This window comes from Streptomyces abyssalis (genome assembly GCF_001751365.1).
Lineage (GTDB): Bacteria > Actinomycetota > Actinomycetes > Streptomycetales > Streptomycetaceae > Streptomyces > Streptomyces abyssalis.
This window is the reverse complement of the sequence record NZ_LJGT01000041.1, coordinates 1,383,623-1,406,764: the sequence shown is the minus strand read 5'-3', so window position 1 is coordinate 1,406,764 and position 23,142 is coordinate 1,383,623. Positions and strand designations below refer to the sequence as shown.

Here is a 23,142-nt window from a genome sequence, read left to right as displayed (position 1 = left end):
CTGATCCGACGGCACAGCCCACCTCGCGCGGCGGTCACGACCGACCGGCCGGCCGGCGCCAACCCGCGTCCCGTACGCCCGTCCGCACGGGCGGGCGTACGGGACGCGGCATTCCCTGACCGCCCTGCGGAGACCCTATGAATGTTCTGCTCGACCACTTGGACCTGTTCCGCGACGGATTCATCGGAACGGTCTCGCTGACCGCGGCCAGTGCCGCGCTCGCGCTCATACTCGGCGTGCTGATAGCCGGCTTCCGGGTCTCGCCGGTGCCGCCGCTGCGTGCGTTCGGCACCGCGTGGGTGACGCTGCTGCGCAACACCCCGCTTACGCTGCTCTTCCTCGTGGCCTTCTTCGTGCTGCCGCAGGTCCTCTTCCCCGGCATCAGCTCGTACGTCCTGGGCGTACTGGCGCTCGGCTTCTACACCTCGTCGTTCGTGTGCGAAGCGGTTCGCTCCGGCATCAGCACCGTGCCGCTCGGGCAGGCCGAGGCCGCCCGCAGCCTCGGGATGACCTTCGTACAGACACTCCGCATGGTCGTACTGCCGCAGGCGACGCGGACCGTGCTCCCCCCGCTGAGCAGCATCATGATCGCGCTCACGAAGAACTCCGCCATCGCCGGCGCCTTCAACAACCCCGAACTCTTCAGCGTCCAGAAGGTGCTGAGCGACAAGGGCTACAACGTCATGGTCATCTTCGTCTGGGTGGCCCTCGCCTACCTGGTGCTCGTCTTCCTGATCAGCGGTTTCTTCCGGCTGCTGGAGCGCAGGATGGAGGTCGCCCGATGAGCTCGTCCGTTCTCTTCGACTCTCCGGGCCCCAAGGCCCGCGCACGCAACCGCATCTACGCCGTCGCAGGCTCCGCCGCGCTTCTCGGGCTGATCGCCTTCATCGTCTACCGGCTGGCCGCGAAGGGCCATCTGGACGGTGCGATGTGGGACATCTTCAACTACGCCGGGGTGCGCAACTCCATCGCCAAGGGCCTCGTCAGCACCCTTGAGGCGTTCGCGATCGCGGGTGTTCTGTCGCTGGTGCTGGCCGTGCTGCTCGCGGTGGCACGGCTCTCCGACCACAGGCCCGTCAGCTGGGTGGCGACAGGCGTCATCGAACTGTTCCGGGCCGTGCCGCTGCTGATCACCATCTACGTGCTGTGGGTGGGCTTCTTCACCAGCGACCCGCTGTGGGCGGTGGTCATCGGCCTCACGCTCTACAACGGCGCGGTGCAGGCCGAGGTGCTGCGCGCGGGCATCCTCGCCGTACCCAAGGGGCAGAGCGAGGCCGCGTACGCGCTGGGCATGAGCAAGACGCAGGTGATGACCACCGTCCTCATCCCGCAGGCCGTGCGGTCCATGCTGCCGACGATCGTCAGCCAGCTCGTCGTCACGCTCAAGGACACCTCGCTCGGCTTCGTCATCACCTACGAGGAACTCCTGTACGCCGGGCGGCAGATGGCCAGCACCATCCTCGTCGACGGGGAGAACCCCTACGTCCCGGTCGTGCTGGTCTTCGGCGCCATCTACGTCGCGATGTGCCTCGCCCTGTCCGCGCTCGCCAACTGGATCGAGAAGCGGGGGCGGCGGGCCAAGACGGGCATCAAGGTGGCCGAAGCGCAGAAGGCGGCACCCGACATGGGCGGGGGCGCAGGACCGGCGACCTGACGCGGAGAGCCGGTCATGTCGCGACGGCCGCATCCCCACCGGAGCGCGGCCGGTGGTCCGCGGAGGAACGGCCGGCGGTAGCCGTCAGCACGGGAGCGGCGGCCTGGACTTGTCACGATCTGTCCGGGCAGCCGCTCCCGCCGCTCCACCTCAGCTTGACGGGTGACCTGGCACTGGGTTGCATACGTTTCGTGATCGCGCACTGTGCTCCACCCGTTTCCTCTCCCCCCTCCTCAGCCGCCTGCGCGGGCCGTGCGGTCCGCGCTGTCCGGCACCGCACGGGGACGCACGCGTGAGTGAGTCCGAAGTCATCGTCGTCGGCGCGGGGCCGGCCGGGCTCGCACTGTCACTGGCGCTCGCGAAATCCGGTGTGCCCTCGCTGGTACTGGACAACGGCGACGGGGAGGTGACCGTGCGGGCCGCCCGCAGCTGTGTGCTGCGCCCCGACACCGCCTCGTGGCTCGCGGCACTGACGGCTCCGGATTCCGCCGTCCCGGGCGCGCGCTGGACCCGCTGGAGCACGAGACGCCGTCAACAGCTCGTCCAGGACGTGGAGTTGACGGAGGAGACGGCACCGCTGCATCTGGAGCAGCATGCGCTGGAGCGCGGGCTGCGTGACGCGCTCGCGCGGGAGAAGCTCGCACAGATCGTCACCCGCAGCCACGTCGACATCGTCGAGCAGGACGCGACGGGTGTCACCGCGCACACGCGGCCGCGCGGCTCCGCCGTCCCTGTCCCGGCGGCCGGCGACGGCGACGGGGGAGGCGGGTACGGCTCGGACGGCCCGGACCGCCTGCCGGAGGTCAGCGGTGGGCGGGGCAACAGGCCCGGCAGGGGCGGCACCTGGTGGCGCGGCAGCTATCTCGTCGGCTGCGACGGCGCACGCTCCACCGTACGGAAACTGCTCGGTGTGCCCTTCGCGGGCCGTACCGCAGTCGAGCGGCATGCGGTCGCTGCGCTGCGCACAGAGCTTCCGTGGGAACAACAGGCCGTGCTGCACCGGGAGTTGGGCGGCGGAGGCGGCGCCGGCCGGGGTGGCGGTGGACGTGGCAGTGGCGGGCGGCAGACGGAGGTGACGGCCCGGCCGCTGCCGGACGGCGTATGGCGGCTCGACTGGCTGCTGCCCCCGCGCGGCGAACTCGTCACCCCGGACGCCCTGTTGGAGCGCGTCCACGCCACCCTCGGCCAGTGGTACGGAGTGGGAGGAGCGGGGCGCGACGGCGGAGCCGGCGGGGGGCGCGGTGGCGGCAGTGGCGGCGGTGCGGAGGACGTCGGTCCGTACGAACTCCTCGACACCGGCGTCCACACATCCCACCAGCGGCTCGCACGGCGCTGGCGTGTGGGACGTACGTTCCTCGCCGGCGACGCAGCCCATCTCGTCGGGGCGCTCGGCGTGCAGTCGGTGGACGAAGGGCTGCGCGACGCGGCGAACCTCGCCTGGAAGCTGGCTCTGGCCTGGCACGAGGCCAACGGCGTACGGGGGCCGCGCGTGGACCGGGACGCCGTCGAAGTGCTCCTGGACAGCTACGAGTCGGAGCGGCGCGGCGCCGTGGGAGCCCGGCTCCGCGCTGTCGACCAGGCATTGCCGCTGGTACGCAGGGAGGGCGGCGGTCTGCGGTCGATGCTGCCGGGCGGCGGCGCCCGTACACCGCTGGAGCTGCTGACGGACGGGCATCTGGGGCGCGGGCTGCTGGGGGCGCCCGCCACATACCGGCACTCGCCGCTCACACCCGCGCGGAGCGCCGTCGAGACCGTGCCGGTCGGGACGCTGCCTGGTGGGCCCGTCGAGGATGTGCCGGTGATCGCGCTGGACGGGGAGCGCGGGAGGCTGCGCGCACAGCTGTGCGGCTCGGGCAGCGAACTGCTGGTGCTGCTCGTCGCTCCGGGCACCGCCGTCTGGGACAGCCGGCATTGGCTCTCGGCCGGCCTGATGCCCGAACTGGCCGCGGCCGTGGACGCGTTGCCCCTGAAGGCCCGGCTGCTGGTGACGGAACAGTATCCGGGCGCGGCCGCACACACCGTGCTGGTGATACGGCCCGACGGTCATCTGGTGGTGGCCCTGCCCGGGCCGCGCACCGGTCAGTTGCGAGCGTGCGCGGACGCCGTGCGCGGAGGCACCCTTTCCGGAAACCGGCCGGCAACGTCCCGCGGAGCACGCCGGTAGACGACGGATAGACCGGCGCATGCCGCACAACGACCGGCGGCGGGCGACGCGGTGGGCTGAGGAAGTCAGTCCTCTGGCAGATACCGGTCCAGCAGCTCCGGATCGTCCCCCTCTTCCTCCAGTGCCTGCCGCACCACACGCAACGCGAGCCCTTCGCCGTACCCCCTGCGGGCCAGCATCCCGGCGAGGCGGCGGATGCGCTTCTCCCGGTCGAGCCCCCTGGTGGAGCGCAGCTTCCCCTCCACCAGAGCACGCGCCGTCTCCGCCTCCCGCTCGGCATCGAGCTGCCCGACGGCGTCGTCCACGACCTGGGAATCCACCCCTTTGGTGCGCAGTTCGCGCGCGAGTGCCCTGCGGGCCAGCCCCCGGCTGTGATGGCGGGACTCGACCCACGCGTCGGCGAAGGCGGCATCGTCGATCAGCCCGACCTCCTCGAAGCGGGAGAGCACCTCCCCGGCGACGTCGTCCGGGATCTCCCGCTTCCGCAGGGCGTCGGCGAGCTGCCGACGCGTCCGCGGCGTGCCGGTGAGCAGCCTCAGACAAATGGCCCTTGCCTGCTCCGCAGGGTCCTTCTCCGGCCCGGCTCCCTGCGACCGGCCCCCCTCACCGTCACCAGCGGCGTCTGCGAGCCCGTCTGCCTCCGCCCGGGCGTCACCGTCCTCCGCGGCCTGGCCGTCACCGTCCTCGGCGTCGCCCGGCAGCGCTCCCTCACCTGTGCGCCGGGCACCGGACGTGCGCCTGCGTGATGTGCGGGCAGAACGCGGTGACCCCACCTCGGCCCTCGACGAAGTGGGGCCACCGCTGTCTTCCTGGACCGGCCATTGTGTGCGCCGTGTCACGGATCAGCTCTTCGCGGCAGCGGATTTGGGAGCCTTCGCCTTCGAAGCCGGCGCCGTCTTGACCGCTTCCGCGGAACCGTCGGCCGGGGGCGCTGCCGCACCTGCGGCGTCGGCACCGGGCTCTCCGCCCGGTTCCTCGGGCGTCACTCCGATGCCCAGCTTCTCCTTGATCTTCTTCTCGATCTCGTTGGCCAGATCGGGGTTGTCGCGCAGGAAGTTGCGGGAGTTCTCCTTGCCCTGGCCCAGCTGGTCGCCCTCGTACGTGTACCAGGCGCCGGACTTGCGGATGAAGCCGTTCTCCACGCCCATGTCGATCAGCCCGCCCTCGCGGCTGATGCCCTGTCCGTAGAGGATGTCGAACTCGGCCTGCTTGAAGGGCGGGGCGACCTTGTTCTTGACGACCTTGACGCGGGTGCGGTTGCCCACGGCGTCGGTACCGTCCTTGAGCGTCTCGATGCGGCGGATGTCGAGCCGCACGGAGGCGTAGAACTTCAGCGCGCGGCCACCCGTCGTGGTCTCGGGCGACCCGAACATGACGCCGACCTTCTCGCGCAGCTGGTTGATGAAGATCGCAGTGGTCTTGGAGTGGTTCAGCGCGCCGGTGATCTTCCGGAGTGCCTGGCTCATCAGCCGGGCCTGGAGGCCCACGTGCGAATCGCCCATCTCGCCCTCGATCTCCGCACGCGGCACGAGCGCGGCGACGGAGTCGATGACGATCAGGTCGAGCGCACCGGATCGGATGAGCATGTCCGTGATTTCCAGGGCCTGTTCGCCGTTGTCCGGCTGGGAGAGGATCAGCGCGTCCGTGTCGACACCGAGCTTCTTCGCGTACTCGGGGTCGAGGGCGTGCTCCGCGTCGACGAACGCGACCGTGCCGCCGCCCTTCTGGGCGTTGGCCACCGCGTGCAGTGTCAGGGTCGTCTTGCCGGAGGACTCCGGCCCGAACACCTCGACGACGCGGCCACGCGGCAGGCCGCCGGCGCCGAGAGCGACATCGAGGGCGGTGGAACCCGTGGGGATGACCTCGACGGGCACGTTCGGCCGCTCTCCCATGCGCATCACGGCGCCCTTGCCGAACTGCCGTTCAATCTGCGCGAGGGCGGTTTCGAGCGCCTTCTCGCGGTCGGTTTCTGCCATTGGGGCCACCCGGTTTGCTTGAGTCGATCGCTTCACGTCCACGACGCTAGCGTCTGCCACTGACAATCGGCCCGGCTCCCTGCTCCTCACCCGGTAAGGGGGAGCGGGAGGACCCCGCCAGAGCCTCCATAAGAATCGATGTTCGATTTTTGCGTCAAGCCACCCTGAAATCCTGTGGACAACTACCGAAATCCCCGCCCAAAAAGGCGAGTTGCCACGGCACGGCCGGCGGCCACGGCCCCACAGCCGCGGCTCCACAGTCACGGCCGCCGACTGGAGCCCTGCAGGATCACCGCTTCTCGGCGGGCACCTCCATGACGGCACACACCGTGCGCCAGATCTCCTTCGCGTCCCAGCCCGCGTCCAGGGCCTCGCAGACCGTACGGCCGCCGAGTTCGGACATCACATGGTCATGGGCGAAGGAGTCCGCGTAGGACTCGCCGAAGTGGTCCGCCATCCGCTGCCAGAAGTCCGTCAAGCGCATGGGCCCAGTATCCAGGCCCGGTCCGCACCGGCCGCCGGCCCCATGGGCCCTCCGCTCACGCGGACCAGCCCAGTGCGCGTACCGCGGCCGTGACCAGCACCGCGGCCGCGATCACCACGAGGAAGGGCGCACGGAGCAGCAGCATCACCGCTGCCGCCCCAAGCCCCGCCGCCTTCGCGTCCAGCAGCAGCGCCCCGCCGTCGCTGAAGGTCTGCTGTGCCGTCAGCGCGGCGAGCAGCGCGACCGGAAGCAGCGTCACCAGCCGCTTGACGACCGGGCGTTCCAGCATCCCTTCGGGCACGGACAGCCCGAGCAGCTTCGCGGCGTAGCAGCCCAGAGCAGTCGCGCCTATCGCGATCCACACGCTCATCGCCGCTCCTCCCCCTTCTCCGTAACCGTCGCGGTTTCCGTCCCAGTCCCCGGCGCGGTCTCCGTCCCCGTCTTCGTCCCCGTCCCGGCCTCGTCCCCCCGCTCCCGCTCCCGGCGTCCGCGCAGCAGCAGCACGGCCGGCGCCGCCAGCGCCGCGAGCAGTACCGGCACGCCTCCCGGCAGTACGGGCAGCAGCCCGAGCCCCAGCGCGACGGCCAGCGCGGCGGTGGCGCGGGCGGCGGACGTGCGGAGCATCGGTGCCAGCAGTGCCAGGAAGACCGCGGGCCCCGCCGCGTCCAGGCCCCATGTCTTCGTGTCCCCGAGCGCGCCCGCTCCCAGCGCGCCGAGCAGCGTGGTGAGGTTCCACAGCACGAAGAGAGTCACGCCGGTGACCGTGAAGCCGATACGGGCGCCCCGCCGGGTCCGCTGGGCGAGCGTGACCGCGGCGGTCTCGTCGATGACCATGTGCGCGGCGAGAGGACGTATCGCGCGCGGCAGCCGCAGCAGGGTGGCAAGGCGCAGTCCGTAGAAGGCGTTCCGTACGCCCAGGAAGAACGCTCCCGCCGCTGCCGTCAGCGGGCTCGCGCCCGCCGCGAGCGCCCCCACGAGGGCGAACTGCGAGGCCCCCGTGAAGACGAAGAGACTGAGCGCGCAGGTCTGCGGCAGGCTGACGCCCGCGCCGGCCGCCGTCACACCGAAGGCGAATCCGGACAGCCCGACGGCGACCCCCACGCCCAGCGCGTCGCGTACGACTGCGCGGTCGTCGGCACCCGGAGTGGAGTGCGGGCTGGTGGGAGGCTGTGAGTCGTCTTTCTGTTCGAGCACGGGCGTCACGTTAGCCGCGGGACGCCCCCGCGGTCTTGTACGTTCTTGCGCCCCGGCCGCCGGCCCCGTACAGCGAGGCCGCGCACACGGCGCCCGCCAGGGTGGTTCAGCCGGGCCGCAGACGCTCGCGCTGGTAGGCGCCCGGCGGTACGCCCACGATGCGTCCGAAGTGCCGGCTGAGATGCGACTGGTCCGTGAAGCCCACCGCGGCAGCGGTGTCCGCGAGTGGCACGCCCGCCTCCAGCAGCGAGCGCGCCCGGTGCACACGGGCGTCGGTCAGCCAGGCGTGCGGCGGCATCCCGTACCGCTCGCGGTAGGCCCGCAGCAGCGCGAACACTCCGGTGGACAGCTGGTCCGCGAGCCCTTCCAGGGTGGGAGGGTCCGCCATCCGCTCCTCCAGGACCGCACGAGCGCGCTCCGCCGTCCTGGCACCTGCCGTCGTGAGGGGACGCGAGGGGAGCGGACCGCCGTGCAGCCGCAGCAGCCTGGCCACCGCGATCCGCAGCAGACTGTCCGCGGCGAGCACCTGCCCTTCCTCCGCGGCGCGGTGTACGCGGGCGACGAGACCGGCGCTCCCGGGATCGTCGGCGACGGCGGTGGCGAAGCCCGGGGTGCCGCGGACCGACGCGGTCTCGGCGGCTATGCCGGCGACGAGTCCCGGGTCCGTATACAGCACGTCGTAGCGCCAGCCCTCCGGCCCGCCCGCGTGGGCCGAGTGCGGGACACCGGGATTGATCAGCGCCAGCCCGCCCGGCCCGGCTCGGTGCTCGGCGCCGCGGTGCCGGAAGACCTCGACGCCCTCGGCGATGGCCCCGATGACGTAGGCGTCGTGCGTGTGCCGGGCGAAGGTCTTGGTCAGATAGCGCGCACGCAGCAGATCGACGCCCGGCAGCTGCGGATGCCGCCAGTGCCGCGCGCTCTCTCCCGCTCCCATGGGGCCATTCTGCGCCGTGCGGCGGCGTTGTCAGTGGTGAGGTGCACGATGGACTCCATGGGTCAGATCTCGCCGGGCTCCGCACCCGCCTCGGCTCTCGATGCCTTCTCACCCGCGACCCGGGCCTGGTTCACGGGAGCCTTCCGCGCGCCCACGTCCGCCCAGGCGGGCGCCTGGCGCGCGCTGGCGGAGGAGTCGGACGCACTGGTCGTGGCGCCCACCGGCTCCGGCAAGACCCTGGCCGCCTTCCTCGCGTCGCTCGACAGGCTGGCCTCCGTTCCCCCGCCCGCGGATCCGGTCAAGCGCTGCCGTGTGCTGTATGTCTCGCCGCTGAAGGCGCTCGCGGTCGATGTGGAGCGCAATCTGCGCAGCCCGCTGACCGGCATCCGGCAGGAGTCGCTCCGGCTCGGCCGGCCCGAGCCGGACATCAGGGTCGGCATCCGCTCCGGTGACACCCCGGCCGCCGAGCGCCGTTCGCTGGCCCGCCGCCCGCCGGACATCATGATCACCACGCCCGAGTCGCTGTTCCTGATGCTCACCTCCGCGGCCCGCGAGGCCCTCTCCGGCGTCGAGACCGTGATTCTGGACGAGGTGCACGCGGTGGCCGGCACCAAGCGTGGCGCTCATCTGGCGCTGTCGCTGGAGCGGTTGGACGAGCTGCTGGAGCGGCCCGCCCGCCGCATCGGCCTCTCCGCCACCGTGCGGCCCGTGGACGAGGTGGCGCGTTTCCTCTCGCCGCAGCGCAAGGCCACCGTGGTGCAGCCGCAGTCCGGCAAGGAGTTCGATCTGTCGGTGGTGGTGCCCGTCGAGGACATGGGCGAGCTGAGCGGCTCGCCCGCCCAGGACGCCGGCGCCCCGGGCGGCGGCGGTCCGGGCGGCGGCGGGAAGCCGTCGATCTGGCCCTCGGTGGAGGAGCGCATCGCCGACCTCGTGCAGGCGCACCGCTCGACCATCGTGTTCGCCAACTCCCGCCGTCTCGCGGAGCGTCTGTGCAACAGGCTGAACGAGATCGCGTACGAGCGCGCCACAGGCGAGCCCATGCCCGAGCACCATTCGCCGGCGGAGGTGATGGCCGAGGCGGGCTCGGCGAAGGGAGCGCCCGCGCTGCTGGCCCGCGCGCACCATGGTTCGGTCTCCAAGGACCAGCGTGCGCAGGTGGAGGAGGAGCTGAAGTCGGGGCGGCTGCCCGCCGTCGTCGCCACGTCCAGCCTGGAGCTGGGCATCGACATGGGGGCGGTGGACCTGGTCGTCCAGGTCGAGTCCCCTCCGTCCGTCGCGTCCGGACTGCAGCGTGTGGGGCGTGCCGGCCATCAGGTCGGCGCCGTCTCGGCCGGTGTGGTCTTCCCCAAGTACCGGGGCGATCTCGTCCAGTCGGCGGTGGTCACGGAGCGGATGCGCGACGGTGCCATCGAGGCGCTGCGCGTCCCCGCGAATCCGCTGGACGTTCTCGCGCAGCAGCTGGTCGCCATGGTCTCCGTGGACACGTGGGACGTGGAGGAGCTGCTGCTCGTGGTGCGCCGCGCCGCGCCGTTCGCCTCCCTTCCCGAGTCGGCCTACCACGCCGTGCTGGACATGCTCGCCGGCCGCTATCCGTCCGACGCGTTCGCCGAACTGCGGCCGCGTCTGGTGTGGGACAGGGTGGCGCAGACGCTCAGCGGACGGCCCGGGGCGCAGCGTCTCGCGGTCACGTCCGGCGGCACCATCCCCGACCGCGGTCTGTTCGGCGTCTTCCTGGCGGGTGCCGATCCGAAGAAGGGCGGCGGCCGGGTCGGCGAGCTCGACGAGGAGATGGTCTACGAGTCCCGCGTGGGCGACGTCTTCACCCTGGGCACCACCTCCTGGCGGATCGAGGACATCACCCGGGACCGTGTGCTCGTCACGCCCGCTCCCGGTGTGCCGGGGCGTCTGCCCTTCTGGAAGGGCGATCAGCTGGGCCGTCCCCTGGAGTTGGGGCGTGCGCTGGGCGGGTTCCTCCGCGAGATCGGCTCGCTCGGCCCGGAAGCGGCGCGCGAGCGGCTGTCGGCGGCGGGCCTCGACGAGCTGGCGGCCGGCAATCTGCTCACCTATCTCGACGAGCAGCGCAGCGCCTGCGGTCACGTCCCCGACGACCGGACGATCGTGGTCGAGCGTTTCCGCGACGAGCTGGGCGACTGGCGGATCGTCGTGCATTCCCCCTTCGGGGCGCAGGTCCACGCGCCGTGGGCGCTGGCTCTCGGAGCCCGGCTCACCGAGCGGTACGGGATGGACGCCCAGGTCATGCACGCCGACGACGGCCTCGTGCTCCGCCTCCCCGACGCCGGCCTGATGGGCCTGGATCTGCTGGAGGAGGCCGCCGCGGACGCTCCGTCCGGGGGCAGTGCGGCCTTCGACGACGGACAGGCACCGGTCGGCGTCTCCGACGTCCTCTTCGACGCGGGCGACGTCGAGCAGATCGTCACCGACCAGGTGGGCGGCTCGGCGCTCTTCGCCGCCCGTTTCCGGGAGTGCGCCGCGCGTGCGCTGCTGCTGCCGCGCCGCAACCCCGGCAAGCGCACACCGCTGTGGCAGCAGCGGCAGCGCGCCGCCCAACTCCTCCAGGTCGCATCCGAGTTCGGTTCCTTCCCGATCGTGCTGGAGGCGGTCCGCGAATGCCTCCAGGACGTCTTCGACGTGCCGGGCCTCTCCGAGCTGATGGGCGACATCGAGGCACGCCGGGTCCGCGTGGTCGAGGTCACCACCGCCGATCCGTCCCCCTTCGCCAGGTCGCTGCTCTTCGGCTATGTCGCGCAGTATCTGTACGAGGGCGACTCACCCCTCGCGGAGCGCCGCGCGGCGGCCCTGTCGCTGGACTCCCGGCTGCTGGCCGAGCTGCTGGGCCAGGCGGAGCTGCGTGAGCTGCTCGATGCCGAGGTCCTGACGGAGCTGGAGCGTGAGCTGCAGTGGCTGAGCGAGGACCGGCGCGTGAAGGACGCCGAGGGCGTGGCCGATCTGCTCCGGCTGCTGGGCCCGCTGACGAGTGCCGCGCTGCGGGAGCGCGGAGCGGATCCCCAGTGGGCCGTGGATCTGGAGTCGGCCCGGCGGGCCATCCGCGTCCGTATCGCGGGAGAGGAGCACTTCGCTGCCGTCGAGGACGCGGGGCGGCTGCGTGACGCGCTGGGCGTCGCCCTTCCCGTGGGTGTCCCGGAGGCGTTCACCGAGCCGGTGCCCGATCCGCTCGGCGACCTTCTGGCCCGGTACGCCCGTACGCACGGGCCGTTCGTCTCCGCCGACGCCGCGGCCCGTTTCGGACTGGGCACAGCCGTGGCGGAAGGAGCGCTGCAGCGGCTCGGGGCGGGCGGGCGTCTCGTGCAGGGAGAGTTCCATCCCGCCGGTGTGGGCCAGGAGTGGTGCGACGCCTCCGTCCTGCGCCGGCTGCGGCGCCGTTCGCTCGCGGCGCTGCGCCAGGAGCTGGAGCCGGTGCCGGGGTCCGCGCTCGCGGCCTTCCTCCCCCAGTGGCAGCATGTGTCCCCGTCGGGCGCGGGCGGCGTGCGCGGCATCGACGGACTGATGCGCACCGTCGAGCAGTTGCAGGGCGCGCCGGTGCCCGCCTCGGCGCTGGAGAAGCTGGTCCTGCCCGGTCGCGTACGTGACTACGGCCCCGGCATGCTCGACGAGCTCACCACCTCGGGCGAGATCGTCTGGGCCGGCGCTGGTTCGCTGCCCGGCAAGGACGGCTGGGTCTCGCTGTATCCGGCCGACACGGCGCCGCTGCTGCTGCCGCCGCCGCTGCCGCTCGAGCCGGGGCCTCTGCACCAGGCCGTCCTCGATGCGCTCGCGCCGGGCTACGGCCTGTTCTTCCGTCAGATCGCCGACCAAGTGCGCGCCGCCGGCGATCCGGAGGCCACCGATCCTCAACTGGCCGACGCCCTCTGGGATCTGGCCTGGTCCGGCCGCGTCTCCAACGACACGCTGGCTCCGCTCCGCGCCCTCCTCGGCTCCGGCCGTACGGCGGGGGCGACGGCCCACCGCGCCAAGCGAGCGGTCCCGCGCGGGCGTTACGGCTCCCTCACCGCCGCCACCACCCGCAGCGGCACGAACCGCCCGACCGCTTCCCGCAACGGCCCGCCGACCGTCGCGGGCCGCTGGTCCCTGCTGCCCGCCGCCGAGACGGACGCGACGCACCGGGCGCACGCCCTTGCCCGTACGCTCCTCGACCGGCACGGCATCGTCACGCGCGGCGCCGTGGCCGCGGAGGGTGTGGAGGGCGGCTTCTCCGCCGCGTACAGGGTTCTGTCGGCGTTCGAGGAGAGCGGGCAGGCACGGCGCGGATATGTCGTGGAGGGCCTGGGCGCCGCGCAGTTCGCGATGGACGGCGCCATCGACAGGCTCCGCGCGGTGCACACGGCCCGCGAACGGGACCAGCACTTCCGCGCCGTGGTGCTGGCCGCCGCCGACCCGGCGAACGCATACGGAGCGGCTCTCCCGTGGCCCGAGCCGCCCGAGGGGGCGACGCACAAACCGGGCCGCAAAGCGGGAGCCGTGGTCGTCCTGGTCGACGGCGAGTTGACGATCTACATGGAGCGCGGGGGCAAGACGCTGCTCGTCTGGCCGGGCACCTCCGCCGACGGCGGCACGGCCCCGCACGACGACGTCATGGATACGGGCGGCGTGCCCGCTCCAGCCACGGCAGCTGAGGCACTGGCACGTGCCGCGCTGGAGGGCGCCCTGGGCACCGTCACCGTGGAACGGGTGAACGGAGTTCCGGCGCTCTCGTCACCTTTCGGCAGCCTCTTGGAGAGCGCCGGCTTCCACGCCACTCCACGCGGGCTGCGCCTGCGGGCCCGATGACGGCACCGGTCCGGGGCACGGCGACAGCCCTTGCGGCGCCGGAGACCGGTGCGCGGGCGAAGGCCACCGGCGCAATGCACCCACGACTGCCCTCACCTCCTGCCCCGCTCCCGCCTCCGCCTCCGCCTCCGCCTCCGTTGCGAGGATGAGCGCATGCCCGAAGGAGACACCGTCTGGTACACGGCCCGCCGGCTGCACGGAATGCTCGCCGGGCAGGCCCTCACGCGTACCGACTTCCGCGTACCGCGGCTTGCGACGGCGGACCTCTCCGGCCGCCGCGCCCTCGAAGCCGTCCCCCGCGGCAAGCACATCCTCATCCGTGTCGAGAGCGGCGTGACGATCCACTCGCATCTCGGCATGGAGGGCGCGTGGCGGGTCAGCACTCCCGAACGTCCCGCACGAGGCGGTGGCGGACCGTCACACCAGATCCGCGTCGTACTCGCGACGGCCACCGGCACGGCGACGGGCTACCGCCTCCCCCTCCTCGAACTGCTGCGCACCGACGAGGAGTCGGCAGCGCTCGGGCATCTCGGCCCCGACCTTCTGGGCCCCGACTGGGACGCACACGAGGCCCGGCAGCGTCTCCTCGCGGAACCGGACCGCCCCCTGGTCGAAGCACTGCTGGATCAGCGCAACCTCGCGGGCATCGGCAACGTGTACGCCGCCGAACTCTGCTTCCTCGCGGGCCGTTCGCCCTGGAGCCCCGTCGGCGAGCTCCCACCCCCACGCCTGGAGAAGCTGCTCGCTGCCGCCCGCAATCTCCTCGACGCCAACAAGGAACGCCTCGACCGCCGCACCACCCAGGCGCCGGCCGGTTCCGACCGCGACCGCGCTCTGTGGGTGTACGGGCGCACCCACCGGCCCTGCCACCGCTGCGGCAACCGCGTGCGCACAGGCACGCACGGGCCGCCCGACCGCTCGCGCACCGCCTTCTACTGCCCCCGCTGCCAGCCCGGCCCGCAGCCGAAGCAGCCGTAACCACCGTGGCAGTGGGAGTGGCAGTGGCCGTGACCGGAGCCGTGGCCGGGGCTCACCACCGGGGTTCTCCTCTGTCCCCCCGCCACCGAACTCGCCTGTCCCGCCCGCGCGTTCGTCTCCCCGCTCCTCGCTCGTACATCTGCGCCGGACGCCGCACCGTCGTACGCGGACCGGCTTCCCCCTGGTGCCGGTCCCTGAGCGTCACATGGACGGGCACCACCCCCAGCCCCCAGCCGAGCACTGCAGCCATCGCCTCAGCCGGCGGTGCACCGGGGGCTATGAGCCGCCACACGAGCCACACGGCTCCCACCGTGCCGACGGTTGCCAGAGCCCGGCGCACCGCCGGCCGCGGTATGCACCCCGCCATCTCCCGCACCTCCCGGATGAACCGGTCGCTGGACACGCTCCGCCCATGGTCGCGCACTCTGTGCGACCCCGCGACAGCAGCGGGAAGCCCGCTGCCCACGGGGCAGTGGGCGCGAGCAGCCCCGGACGAAGAAGCCGGTTCGGGTAGGCCGGTGGCGGCGCACCACCACAGCGCCCGGCACGGACAGCGAGAGGCCCCGCCGGACCAACCGGCGGGGCCTCTCGTCGAACTCTCTCGCTGTCGCGCCGTCCGTACGAGGTACGCGTCAGGCCGCGACCACGTCGACGGCCTCGGCGGGCGCCTTGATCGTGACGCGCTCCTCCGGGACTCCTGTGACCGATGTCACGGAAACGGGGTTGAGGACAGTGCGGCGCATCGGCGCGGGCACCGTGTCGCTCGCAGCCGACTCGGCCAGCTCCGCGAGCGCCAGCTCGTCGCTGACCTCCCGCATCAGCTCCGACATCCGGACATCCAGGGCGTCGCAGATCGAGGACAACAGCTCCGAGGAAGCTTCCTTCTGGCCACGCTCGACCTCGGAGAGATACCCGAGCGAAACCCGGGCAGATGAAGAGACTTCGCGCAGGGTTCGTCCCTGGCGCTGGCGCTGCCGACGCAGCACGTCACCCAGCAGGCGACGGAGCAGAATCATCGGTGCTCCTCCCTCTCAACGCGCGGCGTCTTCCACAGCTTGATATACCCACCACCCCATCGGGCGTGAATCCTTCAGGCTCCACCGTACCGCCTCGGGCTGCACCCGTGCGGGGAGCGATGTCGTGTTCACTCAGGGCTGCAAACAACCATTCCCCCCGTCTTGTTCCTTACCCTTCCCCCGTACGTTCCCGGCCAGTTCGCCGCGCAACAGCTCCAGTGCACCCGTCACGCTCTGCTCGCGGATCTCCCCGCGGTCGCCCTCGAACTTCAGCCCGCGGGACACCGTCGCGCCGTGCGGACCCGCGACGGCCGCGAAGACCGTGCCGACCGGCCGGCCGTCCTGCGGCTCGGGGCCGGCGACCCCGGTCGTCGAAAGGCCCCAGGAGGCGCTCAGCGCCCCTTGCACTCCCTCGGCCATCCTGCGGGCGACGTCCTCGTCGACAGCGCCCCGTTCCGCCAGCAGCGCCCCGTCCACGCCCAGGAGATCCCTCTTCAGATCCGTCGCGTACGCCGTGACCGAGCCCCGGAACGCCCGCGAGGACCCCGGCGCCGCCGTGATCTCGGCGGCCACCATGCCGCCGGTCAGCGACTCGGCGACGGCCAGCGTCTCGCCGCGCTCCACCAGCAGCTCCAGTACCTGTGCGGCGACGTCGGCGTAAGCCTCTTCACACTCGTCCGGCTCCAGGGAGTCACTCACCGCTGCCCCGGCCTGTCGTACCCGCCGCCCGCGCCGCCCGCTCACGCGCCCGCCCGGCCCGGCGCAGCACGATCGCCTGCCGTACGTAGTCGAGCCCGGTCGCCACCGTGAGCACGACGGCCACCGCCATGACCCACCAGCGCAGCGTCGCGAGCGGCCCGGTCAGCGCCAGTACGTACATGCCCACCGCGACGCCCTGCGCCAGGGTCTTGAGCTTGCCGCCCCTGCTGGCGGGGATGACGCCGTGCCGGATCACCCAGAACCGCAACGCGGTGATGCCGAGCTCGCGGAAGAGGATCACGCCGGTCACCCACCAGGGAAGGTCGCCCAGGACGGACAGGCAGGCCAGCGCGGCTCCCATGATCGCCTTGTCCGCGATCGGGTCAGCGATCTTGCCGAAGTCGGTGACGAGGTCGTACCGGCGGGCGAGCTCCCCATCGAAGAGATCGGTGATCATCGCCACGGTGAAGGCGGCCCAGGCGAACGAGCGCCAGGCCGGGTCGTGCCCGCCGTGCCACATCATCAGCGCCACGAAACCGGGGACGAGCAGCAGCCGCACCATCGTGAGGATGTTGGCGATGTTCCACAGGCTGACCCGGCGGACCGATCCTGCAGCGCCACCGGACAGGGCCTCGTACTGGGGCTTGTGCTGGGGTTTGGCCATCGCACCACCACTCGCCGCGGAAGCCGGCACTCCTGTCATCCGCCGGCCTCCTTGCTGCCTCCGCCGCCCTCGTCGCCCCCCTCGGCACCGCTGTGCAGCGGCTCGGCGACCAGGTCCACGCCTTCTGTGGCGACCACCTTCGCCTCGACCATACGTCCGATCGCGGAGCCCCGTAGCGGAGTGGGCCCCCCGCTCAGCAGCACCTGGCCGTCCGTCTCGGGCGCCTGGTGCGCGGCGCGGCCGAGGAGCACCGTGCCGGCGGGCGAGGTGCGGCCCGAGGCGTCGACTGCGCCCTCGCCGTCCCCGTCACCGTCCTCGTCCTGCTCGACCCCCTCGACGAGCACATGAACCGTCTCGCCGAGCCGCTCCTCGGCGCGCTGCCCCGTGAGCTCCTCAGCAAGCCGGGAGACCCTCTCCAGGCGTTCCGCGACGACGTCGGGAGCGTTCTTCTCCTGGTAGCCGGCGGCTTCCGTACCGTCCTCGTCGGAGTATCCGAAGACTCCGACCGCATCCAGCCGGGCCTCACTGAGGAAGCGCTCCAGTTCCTCGACGTCGGCCTCGCTCTCGCCGGGGAAGCCCACGATGAAGTTCGAACGGACGCCCGCCTGCGGCGACTTGGATCTGATCGTCTCCAGCAGCTCCAGGAAGCTCCCCGTGTCGCCGAACCGCCGCATCGCCCGCAGCACACCCGGCGCGGAGTGCTGGAAGGACAGGTCGAAGTACGGGGCGACCTTCTCCGTCTGCGTCAGTACGTCGATCAGATCGGGACGCATCTCGGCCGGCTGCAGATAGCTGACCCTGACCCGCTCGATGCCGTCCACGGCGGCCAGTTCGGGCAGCAGCGTCTCCAGCAGCCGGATGTCGCCCAGGTCCTTGCCGTAGGAGGTGTTGTTCTCTGAGACGAGCATGACCTCGCGCACGCCCTGCTCGGCCAGCCAGCGCGTCTCGCCCAGAACGTCGGACGGCCGCCGCGAGATGAAGGAGCCGCGGAAGGAGGGGATCGCGCAGAACGAGCAGCGCCGGTCGCAGCCGGACGCCAGCTTCACGGACGCGACGGGGCTGCCGCCCAGCCGCCGCCGCAGAGGCGCACGGGGCCCGGACGCCGGAGCCACTCCGGCCGGAAGGTCCTCCGGCGCACCGTGCCCGGGCAGCGCGACGCCGGAGCCGGCGTCCTGCCTCTCGGCGGGGCTGATGGGCAGCAGCTTGCGGCGGTCGCGCGGGGTGTGCGGGGCGTGCACGCCGCCGCCGAGGATGGTACGGAGCCGGCTGGAGATGTCGGCGTAGTCGTCGAACCCGAGCACTCCGTCGGCCTCCGGCAGCGCCTCGGCGAGCTCCTTGCCGTACCGCTCCGCCATACAGCCCACCGCCACGACGGCCTTCGTGCGGCCGGCGCCGTCCGAACCCGCGCCGGACTTCAGGTCGTTGGCCTCGAGCAGCGCGTCGACGGAGTCCTTCTTCGCGGCCTCGACGAAGCCGCAGGTGTTGACGACGGCGACGTCGGCGTCCGCGGCGTCTTCCACCAGATCCCAGCCGTCCGCCGCCAGGCGGCCTGCGAGCTCTTCGGAGTCGACTTCGTTGCGGGCGCACCCAAGCGTGACAAGGGCGACGGTGCGGGATTCGGGCATGGACTCAGCGTACTTCGTCACGTCCCGCCCACCAGCCGCAGGTGATGCTGCGGCTGGTGGGCGGGACGCGCTGCGACTGAGACCGTGTGCGGCCCTGCGGCGGCGCCCAGGTCAGGCGTGCCGAGGCCCGTCCGTGCGGTCGCGGCTAACCCGCTTCCGGGTCGCCCCGGGTGTAGCTGACGCGCTGTACCTGACCGTCCTCGCCGACGTTCTCGACTTCCTTGCCGTTGACGTAGAGCTTCACGCCGCCGGCATTGCCGAGTACGAGGCTGAGCCGCTTGTCGTCGGTGAAGACCTTGCTCTTGCTCTTCTTCAGCACGCCTTCGTGGACCAGCCGTCCGTTGTGGTCCCGCGCGGAGATCCACACGTCCTGCTCCGCGGTCATCTGCACCGTCACCTTGTCGGCGGGTGCCGCGGCGATCGCGCTGTCGGATGGGTCCGGACTGTCCGAGGGCTTCTGGTCCTCGGCGGGATCCGTGGTCTCGGGAGGCCTTGAGGGGGTGTCGGTCTCCGTGGGCTTCGCTGAGGGCGTCTCCTTCGCCTTTGAGGGCTCCTGGTCACCGCCCCCTCCCACGAGGGTGAAGCCGACGAAGCCGACGACCGCCACGATCGCGGCGACCATCGCGGCCGTCCAGTTCGGCCTGCGCCGTTCCGGGCGGATGCGTTCGGCTTCGAAGAGCGCGGCGGGCGGAGTCGGCTGAGGACGCCCCCCGTGCTCCTCGTCGTACTGCGCGACGAGCTCCTGAGGATCCAGTCCGACTTCGCGTGCCAGGGTTCGGATGTGCCCGCGGGCGTAGACGTCACCGCCGCAGCGGGAGAAGTCGTCGGCCTCGATCGCCTGCACGATGGGGACGCGCACTCTCGTAGACGTACTGACTTCGTCGACAGTCAGCCGTGCTTCAGTACGGGCTTGCTGGAGGGCTTGACCGACCGATGGACGGTCCTCTTCCGCTGCGTTGCCGATGGACACGGGGGCGCCTTTCGAGCGTGTAGCCACCTGCTGGACGTTCAGTCTAGGGGCGGAGCAAAAGAGTGGGGCAAGCGGGCGGACGAACTTTGTACGCCATCAGGATTGTCGTACCGCCTGACTCCGGACACTTCCTCCCGCTCCCTTCTCCAACTTGACGTATACGCCAGGGAAACGGTTGCCTCACTCGTCCTTACGGGTGAGACTCCCCGCGGATCACGGCCAGCACACCATCGAGTTCGTCGGGCTTGATCAACACGTCCCGGGCCTTCGACCCCTCGCTCGGCCCGACCACGCCCCGCGACTCCATCAGATCCATCAGCCGTCCGGCCTTGGCGAAGCCCACCCGCAGCTTCCGCTGCAGCATCGACGTGGAACCGAACTGTGTGGAGACCACCAGCTCGGCCGCCTGGCAGAGCAGGTCCAGATCGTCGCCGATCTCCTCGTCGATCTCCTTCTTCTTGCTCTGCCCGACGACGACGTCCTCGCGGAAGACCGGGGACATCTGCGCCTTGCAGTGCGCGACCACCCCGTGGATCTCCTCCTCGTCCACGAAGGCGCCCTGCATGCGGACGGGCTTGTTCGCGCCCATCGGGAGAAAGAGCCCGTCGCCCTTGCCGATCAGTTTCTCGGCACCCGCCTGGTCGAGGATGACGCGGCTGTCGGCGAGGGACGAGGTGGAGAAGCCCAGCCTGGAGGGCACATTGGCCTTGATCAGGCCCGTGACGACGTCGACGGACGGGCGCTGTGTGGCCAGCACCAGATGGATGCCCGCAGCCCGTGCGAGCTGCGTGATCCGTACGATCGCGTCCTCGACGTCCCGTGGCGCCACCATCATCAGGTCCGCCAACTCGTCGACGATGACCAGGAGATAGGGGTACGGGGCCAGCTCGCGCTCGCTGCCTTCGGGGGCGGTGGCCTTGCCGCTGCGCACCGCCGCGTTGAAGTCGTCGATGTGGCGGTAGCCGTAGGCCGCGAGGTCGTCGTAGCGCAGGTCCATCTCGCGCACGACCCACTGCAGGGCCTCGGCGGCCTTCTTGGGGTTGGTGATGATGGGCGTGATCAGGTGCGGAATGCCTTCGTAGGCGGTCAGTTCGACCCGCTTGGGGTCGACGAGGACCATCCGTACGTCCTCCGGGGTGGCACGCGCCAGCACGGAGGTGATGAGGCAGTTGATGCAGGAGGACTTGCCGGAACCGGTCGCGCCCGCGATGAGGATGTGCGGCATGCGGGCGAGATTGGCCGAGACATAGCCCCCCTCGACGTCCTTGCCGAGGCCCACGAGCATGGGGTGTTCCTCGCCGGCGGCCTCGGCGGAGCGCAGCACGTCGCCGAGATTGACCATCTCCCGGTCGCTGTTGGGGATCTCGATGCCGACCGCCGACTTGCCCGGGATGGGGCTGATGATGCGCACGTCCGGACTGGCGACGGCATAGGCGATGTTCTTCGTCAGTGCGGTGATCTTCTCGACCTTGACCGCCGGCCCGAGTTCGATCACGTACCGCGTGACGGTGGGGCCCCGGGTGAAGCCGGTGACGGCGGCGTCCACCTTGAACTCGCCGAAGACGTTCGTCAGCGACTCCACGACCCGGTCGTTGGCCGCGCTGCGCGTACGCCCCGGGCCGCCGCGCTCCAGCAGGTCAAGGGACGGCAGCGAGTAGGTGATGTCGCCGGAGAGCTGAAGCTGTTCGGCGCGCGGCGGAAGCGAATCCGGCTCCTGGTGCGCCGACTGCTTCGTCAGATCGGGTACGGGGGTGTCCTCGCGCCTGCCGGCGTCCTTCGAGTCCGCTCCCGTCTCCTTGCGCCCCGGCCCGGCGTCCCGGGCTTCCCCGTCCCCCGCGGCCGCGGCCCTGCGCCGCTCGCCGGAGGAGACACCGCTGCTCAGGTCGGCGACGAGCGGCGAGGGCTGCACGCCGTGCAGCAGCGCTCCGTCGAGCGAAGCGGCGGCGTCCGCCGCGACGTCGCGCGACTCGTCGTGGTGGCCGGCGTCCGCCGCCGCACCGCCCCGCCGGGCACGGCCCTTGCGGGAGGAGCGGCGGCTGTCGAGAGCTTCCTTCTCCGCGTGCGCGGGGTCGAGATAGTCCTTGCGCATGTTGTGCGCGCTGCCGCGCCGGGGGCGTGCGTGCTGCTCCCCGTCCGTCTCGTCGTCCTCGGACTCCCGTGCGGGGGCCGGGGCGTCGGCGAGCCCCAGCCGCACGGCGAGCGCACGCAGCCGCCGCGGAATGGCGTTGACGGGAGTGGCGGTGACGACAAGAAGCCCGAAGACGGCGACCAGTACGAGCAGGGGCACGGCCAGCACCTGGCCGACGGTCTCGATGAGCGGCCGTGAGGCCGCCCAGCCGATGAGGCCGCCCGAGTCCTGGATCGCGCTCTCGCCCGCACTTCGCCCCGGAGCACCGCAGGCGATGTGCACGAGCCCGAGCCCGCCGATGAGGAGCGCCGAAAGACCCACGACGATGCGGCCGTTGGCCTCCGGCTTCTCCGGGTGCCGGATGAGCCGTACGGCGATCACGCCGAGCAGCACCGGCACGAGAAGATCGAGCCGTCCGAACGCACCCGTGATGAGCATCTTGATGAGGTCGCCGACCGTGCCGTCCAGGTTGGACCAGGTGCCCGCGGCCACGACGAGCGCGATGCCCAGCAGCAGCAGGGCCAGCCCGTCCTTGCGGTGCGCGGGATCGAGCCCCTTCGTGCTGCGCCCTATGCCGCGGAAGAGCGCACCGACGGTGTGTGCGACGCCGAGCCAGCAGGCGCGCACCAGCCGGTAGATGCCGCCGGTGGGCGATGGCGCCGGCTTGGGCGCGGCCTTGGCTTTCGCCTTGGCGGCCGGCTTCTTGGCCGCTGCCTTCTTGGCGGTGGCCTGCTTCGCCGGCGCCTTTTTCGCGGCAGCCTTCTTCGCGGGCGCTTTCTTGGCTGCCTTTCCGGAGCCGGACGTACGAGAGGCCATGGCTGTGAGGTTACCGTCGTCGGGCGGCGGGGGCACGAACGGCTGTGCAGCGCGGCTGCGCCGAGGGGCCGCTGACGGGAGGTCAGGCACCGTACCGCTCGGACCGGCGCCCGGCTCGTCAGTTCTGCGAGGGCACCTGGGCCGAGGCGCTGCCGCCGGCGCCGGGTTCCAGGGCGTCAAGTGCCCTGCGGAGCCCGGTGATTTTCCGCTCCAGGTGTGCGGCCGTGGCGACCGTGGCCGACTCTGCGCTGTCGCCGAGCTGTTTGGAGAGCGCCTCTGCCTGCTCCTCCACGGCGGCGAGACGCGCGGACAACTCCGCGAGCAGACCCGGGGGCTCGGTGCCTTCCTCGGTCTCCGCGCTCTCCGCGGGGGGCTGACCGGGACCGCTGCCGTTCTCCAACTGGCGCCGCAGCAGGGATGCCTGCTCACGCAGCTGAACGTTCTTCATGTAGAGCTCTACGAAGACGGAGACCTTGGCACGCAGCACCCACGGGTCGAACGGCTTGGAGATGTAGTCCACCGCGCCTGCCGCATAGCCCCGGAAGGTGTGGTGCGGGCCGTGGTTGATCGCCGTCAGGAAGATGATCGGGATGTCGCGCGTGCGCTCCCGGCGCTTGATGTGGGCCGCCGTCTCGAAGCCATCCATGCCTGGCATCTGGACGTCGAGCAGGATGACCGCGAAATCGTCCGTCAGCAGCGCCTTGAGCGCTTCCTCCCCTGACGATGCCCGCACCAGTGTCTGATCGAGCGCGGAGAGAATGGCCTCCAGCGCCAGCAGATTCTCCGGCCGGTCATCGACCAGGAGGATCTTGGCCTTCTGCACCATGGCCCGTCCTCCTCGCCCCGGCAGTCCGTCGGACGCCGCCCCTGGGGGCCGCTCATCGACAGCGCCGCCCGTCCTTGTGCGGGTCATCGTAGCCGCATGCCGACGTTCACCACACCCTGTCACCGTGATGTCACTGTGCACACAGCAGAAACGCCTCAGGGGACCAAAAGGTTCCCGGACGACCGCACTTCCACACGTCTTCGACACA

18 protein-coding genes are annotated in these 23,142 nt (G+C 71.6%); 5 read left to right on the top strand and 13 right to left on the bottom strand.

Annotated features, from left to right (window positions below; all coding sequences use genetic code 11):
* Positions 1–137 precede the first annotated feature (137 nt).
* From AN215_RS26855 to AN215_RS26845, 3 genes are all read left to right on the top strand, one after another.
* A complete protein-coding gene (locus AN215_RS26855) occupies positions 138–785 on the top strand; it encodes an amino acid ABC transporter permease (RefSeq protein WP_070010613.1) in 648 nt (215 codons plus the stop codon).
* Positions 782–1,654, top strand: coding sequence for an amino acid ABC transporter permease (locus AN215_RS26850; RefSeq protein ID WP_070010614.1), 873 nt, complete (start codon positions 782–784; stop codon positions 1,652–1,654). The genes AN215_RS26855 and AN215_RS26850 overlap by 4 nt, the downstream gene beginning before the upstream one ends.
* Before the next feature lie 292 nt (positions 1,655–1,946).
* Entirely contained in the window at positions 1,947–3,818 is a 1,872-nt protein-coding gene (locus AN215_RS26845) for an FAD-dependent monooxygenase (RefSeq protein ID WP_070010615.1), read from the top strand.
* Positions 3,819–3,883: 65 nt separating this feature from the next.
* Here AN215_RS26845 and recX read toward each other — a convergent pair whose 3' ends face one another.
* From recX to AN215_RS26815, 6 genes are all read right to left on the bottom strand, one after another.
* The gene (gene recX / locus AN215_RS26840) at positions 3,884–4,591 is read right to left on the bottom strand and encodes a recombination regulator RecX (RefSeq protein WP_079123437.1); all 708 of its coding nucleotides are present in this window, start codon (positions 4,589–4,591) and stop codon (positions 3,884–3,886) included.
* 69 nt (positions 4,592–4,660) lie between these two features.
* On the bottom strand, positions 4,661–5,794 hold the full coding sequence (recA, locus tag AN215_RS26835) for a recombinase RecA (RefSeq protein WP_070010616.1): 1,134 nt from the start codon (positions 5,792–5,794) through the stop codon (positions 4,661–4,663).
* Between the two features lie 289 nt (positions 5,795–6,083).
* On the bottom strand, positions 6,084–6,278 hold the full coding sequence (locus AN215_RS26830) for a DUF3046 domain-containing protein (protein ID WP_070010617.1): 195 nt from the start codon (positions 6,276–6,278) through the stop codon (positions 6,084–6,086).
* 55 nt (positions 6,279–6,333) lie between these two features.
* Entirely contained in the window at positions 6,334–6,648 is a 315-nt protein-coding gene (locus tag AN215_RS26825; protein ID WP_070010618.1) for an AzlD domain-containing protein, read from the bottom strand.
* Positions 6,645–7,472 carry an AzlC family ABC transporter permease gene (locus tag AN215_RS26820; protein ID WP_070011302.1) on the bottom strand — a complete coding sequence of 276 codons (828 nt, stop codon included), beginning with the start codon at positions 7,470–7,472 and terminating at the stop codon, positions 6,645–6,647. Before AN215_RS26820 ends, AN215_RS26825 begins: the two co-directional genes overlap by 4 nt.
* Before the next feature lie 106 nt (positions 7,473–7,578).
* Positions 7,579–8,406 (bottom strand): AraC family transcriptional regulator, encoded by an 828-nt coding sequence (locus AN215_RS26815; protein WP_070010619.1) that lies wholly within the window; start codon positions 8,404–8,406, stop codon positions 7,579–7,581.
* 57 nt (positions 8,407–8,463) lie between these two features.
* On the opposite strand from AN215_RS26815, the gene AN215_RS26810 reads away from it, so the two are divergent.
* On the top strand, positions 8,464–13,212 hold the full coding sequence (locus AN215_RS26810; RefSeq protein WP_070011303.1) for an ATP-dependent helicase: 4,749 nt from the start codon (positions 8,464–8,466) through the stop codon (positions 13,210–13,212).
* Positions 13,213–13,365: 153 nt separating this feature from the next.
* On the top strand, positions 13,366–14,190 hold the full coding sequence (locus tag AN215_RS26805) for an Fpg/Nei family DNA glycosylase (protein ID WP_070010620.1): 825 nt from the start codon (positions 13,366–13,368) through the stop codon (positions 14,188–14,190).
* Positions 14,191–14,822: 632 nt separating this feature from the next.
* On the opposite strand, the gene AN215_RS26800 is transcribed toward AN215_RS26805, so the two are convergent.
* The 7 genes from AN215_RS26800 to AN215_RS26770 all read right to left on the bottom strand — a co-directional run bounded on the left by AN215_RS26800 (position 14,823) and on the right by AN215_RS26770 (position 22,934).
* The gene (locus AN215_RS26800) at positions 14,823–15,206 is read right to left on the bottom strand and encodes a helix-turn-helix domain-containing protein (RefSeq protein WP_070010621.1); all 384 of its coding nucleotides are present in this window, start codon (positions 15,204–15,206) and stop codon (positions 14,823–14,825) included.
* Positions 15,207–15,338: 132 nt separating this feature from the next.
* Positions 15,339–15,905: a CinA family protein gene (locus AN215_RS26795; protein WP_245694735.1), complete on the bottom strand. Its 567-nt coding sequence runs from the start codon at positions 15,903–15,905 to the stop codon at positions 15,339–15,341.
* Entirely contained in the window at positions 15,898–16,608 is a 711-nt protein-coding gene (pgsA, locus tag AN215_RS26790) for a CDP-diacylglycerol--glycerol-3-phosphate 3-phosphatidyltransferase (protein ID WP_070010622.1), read from the bottom strand. The genes AN215_RS26795 and pgsA overlap by 8 nt, the downstream gene beginning before the upstream one ends.
* Entirely contained in the window at positions 16,605–18,194 is a 1,590-nt protein-coding gene (gene rimO / locus AN215_RS26785; protein WP_070010623.1) for a 30S ribosomal protein S12 methylthiotransferase RimO, read from the bottom strand. The genes pgsA and rimO overlap by 4 nt, the downstream gene beginning before the upstream one ends.
* A gap of 145 nt (positions 18,195–18,339) precedes the next feature.
* Entirely contained in the window at positions 18,340–19,164 is an 825-nt protein-coding gene (locus tag AN215_RS26780; protein WP_070010624.1) for a helix-turn-helix domain-containing protein, read from the bottom strand.
* Between the two features lie 190 nt (positions 19,165–19,354).
* On the bottom strand, positions 19,355–22,108 hold the full coding sequence (locus AN215_RS26775) for a DNA translocase FtsK (protein WP_070010625.1): 2,754 nt from the start codon (positions 22,106–22,108) through the stop codon (positions 19,355–19,357).
* A gap of 118 nt (positions 22,109–22,226) precedes the next feature.
* Positions 22,227–22,934: a response regulator gene (locus tag AN215_RS26770; protein ID WP_070010626.1), complete on the bottom strand. Its 708-nt coding sequence runs from the start codon at positions 22,932–22,934 to the stop codon at positions 22,227–22,229.
* Positions 22,935–23,142 lie beyond the last annotated feature (208 nt).

Coding starts and splice junctions, on each gene's coding strand:
- AN215_RS26800 (WP_070010621.1), bottom strand. CDS start 15,206: ATGATTCTGCTCCGTCGCCTGCTGGGTGACGTGCTGCGTCGGCAGCGC.
- AN215_RS26815 (WP_070010619.1), bottom strand. CDS start 8,406: ATGGGAGCGGGAGAGAGCGCGCGGCACTGGCGGCATCCGCAGCTGCCG.
- AN215_RS26825 (WP_070010618.1), bottom strand. CDS start 6,648: ATGAGCGTGTGGATCGCGATAGGCGCGACTGCTCTGGGCTGCTACGCC.
- recA (WP_070010616.1), bottom strand. CDS start 5,794: ATGGCAGAAACCGACCGCGAGAAGGCGCTCGAAACCGCCCTCGCGCAG.
- pgsA (WP_070010622.1), bottom strand. CDS start 16,608: ATGACAGGAGTGCCGGCTTCCGCGGCGAGTGGTGGTGCGATGGCCAAA.
- AN215_RS26805 (WP_070010620.1), top strand. CDS start 13,366: ATGCCCGAAGGAGACACCGTCTGGTACACGGCCCGCCGGCTGCACGGA.
- AN215_RS26775 (WP_070010625.1), bottom strand. CDS start 22,108: ATGGCCTCTCGTACGTCCGGCTCCGGAAAGGCAGCCAAGAAAGCGCCC.
- AN215_RS26770 (WP_070010626.1), bottom strand. CDS start 22,934: ATGGTGCAGAAGGCCAAGATCCTCCTGGTCGATGACCGGCCGGAGAAT.
- AN215_RS26830 (WP_070010617.1), bottom strand. CDS start 6,278: ATGCGCTTGACGGACTTCTGGCAGCGGATGGCGGACCACTTCGGCGAG.
- rimO (WP_070010623.1), bottom strand. CDS start 18,194: ATGCCCGAATCCCGCACCGTCGCCCTTGTCACGCTTGGGTGCGCCCGC.
- AN215_RS26855 (WP_070010613.1), top strand. CDS start 138: ATGAATGTTCTGCTCGACCACTTGGACCTGTTCCGCGACGGATTCATC.
- AN215_RS26810 (WP_070011303.1), top strand. CDS start 8,464: ATGGGTCAGATCTCGCCGGGCTCCGCACCCGCCTCGGCTCTCGATGCC.
- AN215_RS26850 (WP_070010614.1), top strand. CDS start 782: ATGAGCTCGTCCGTTCTCTTCGACTCTCCGGGCCCCAAGGCCCGCGCA.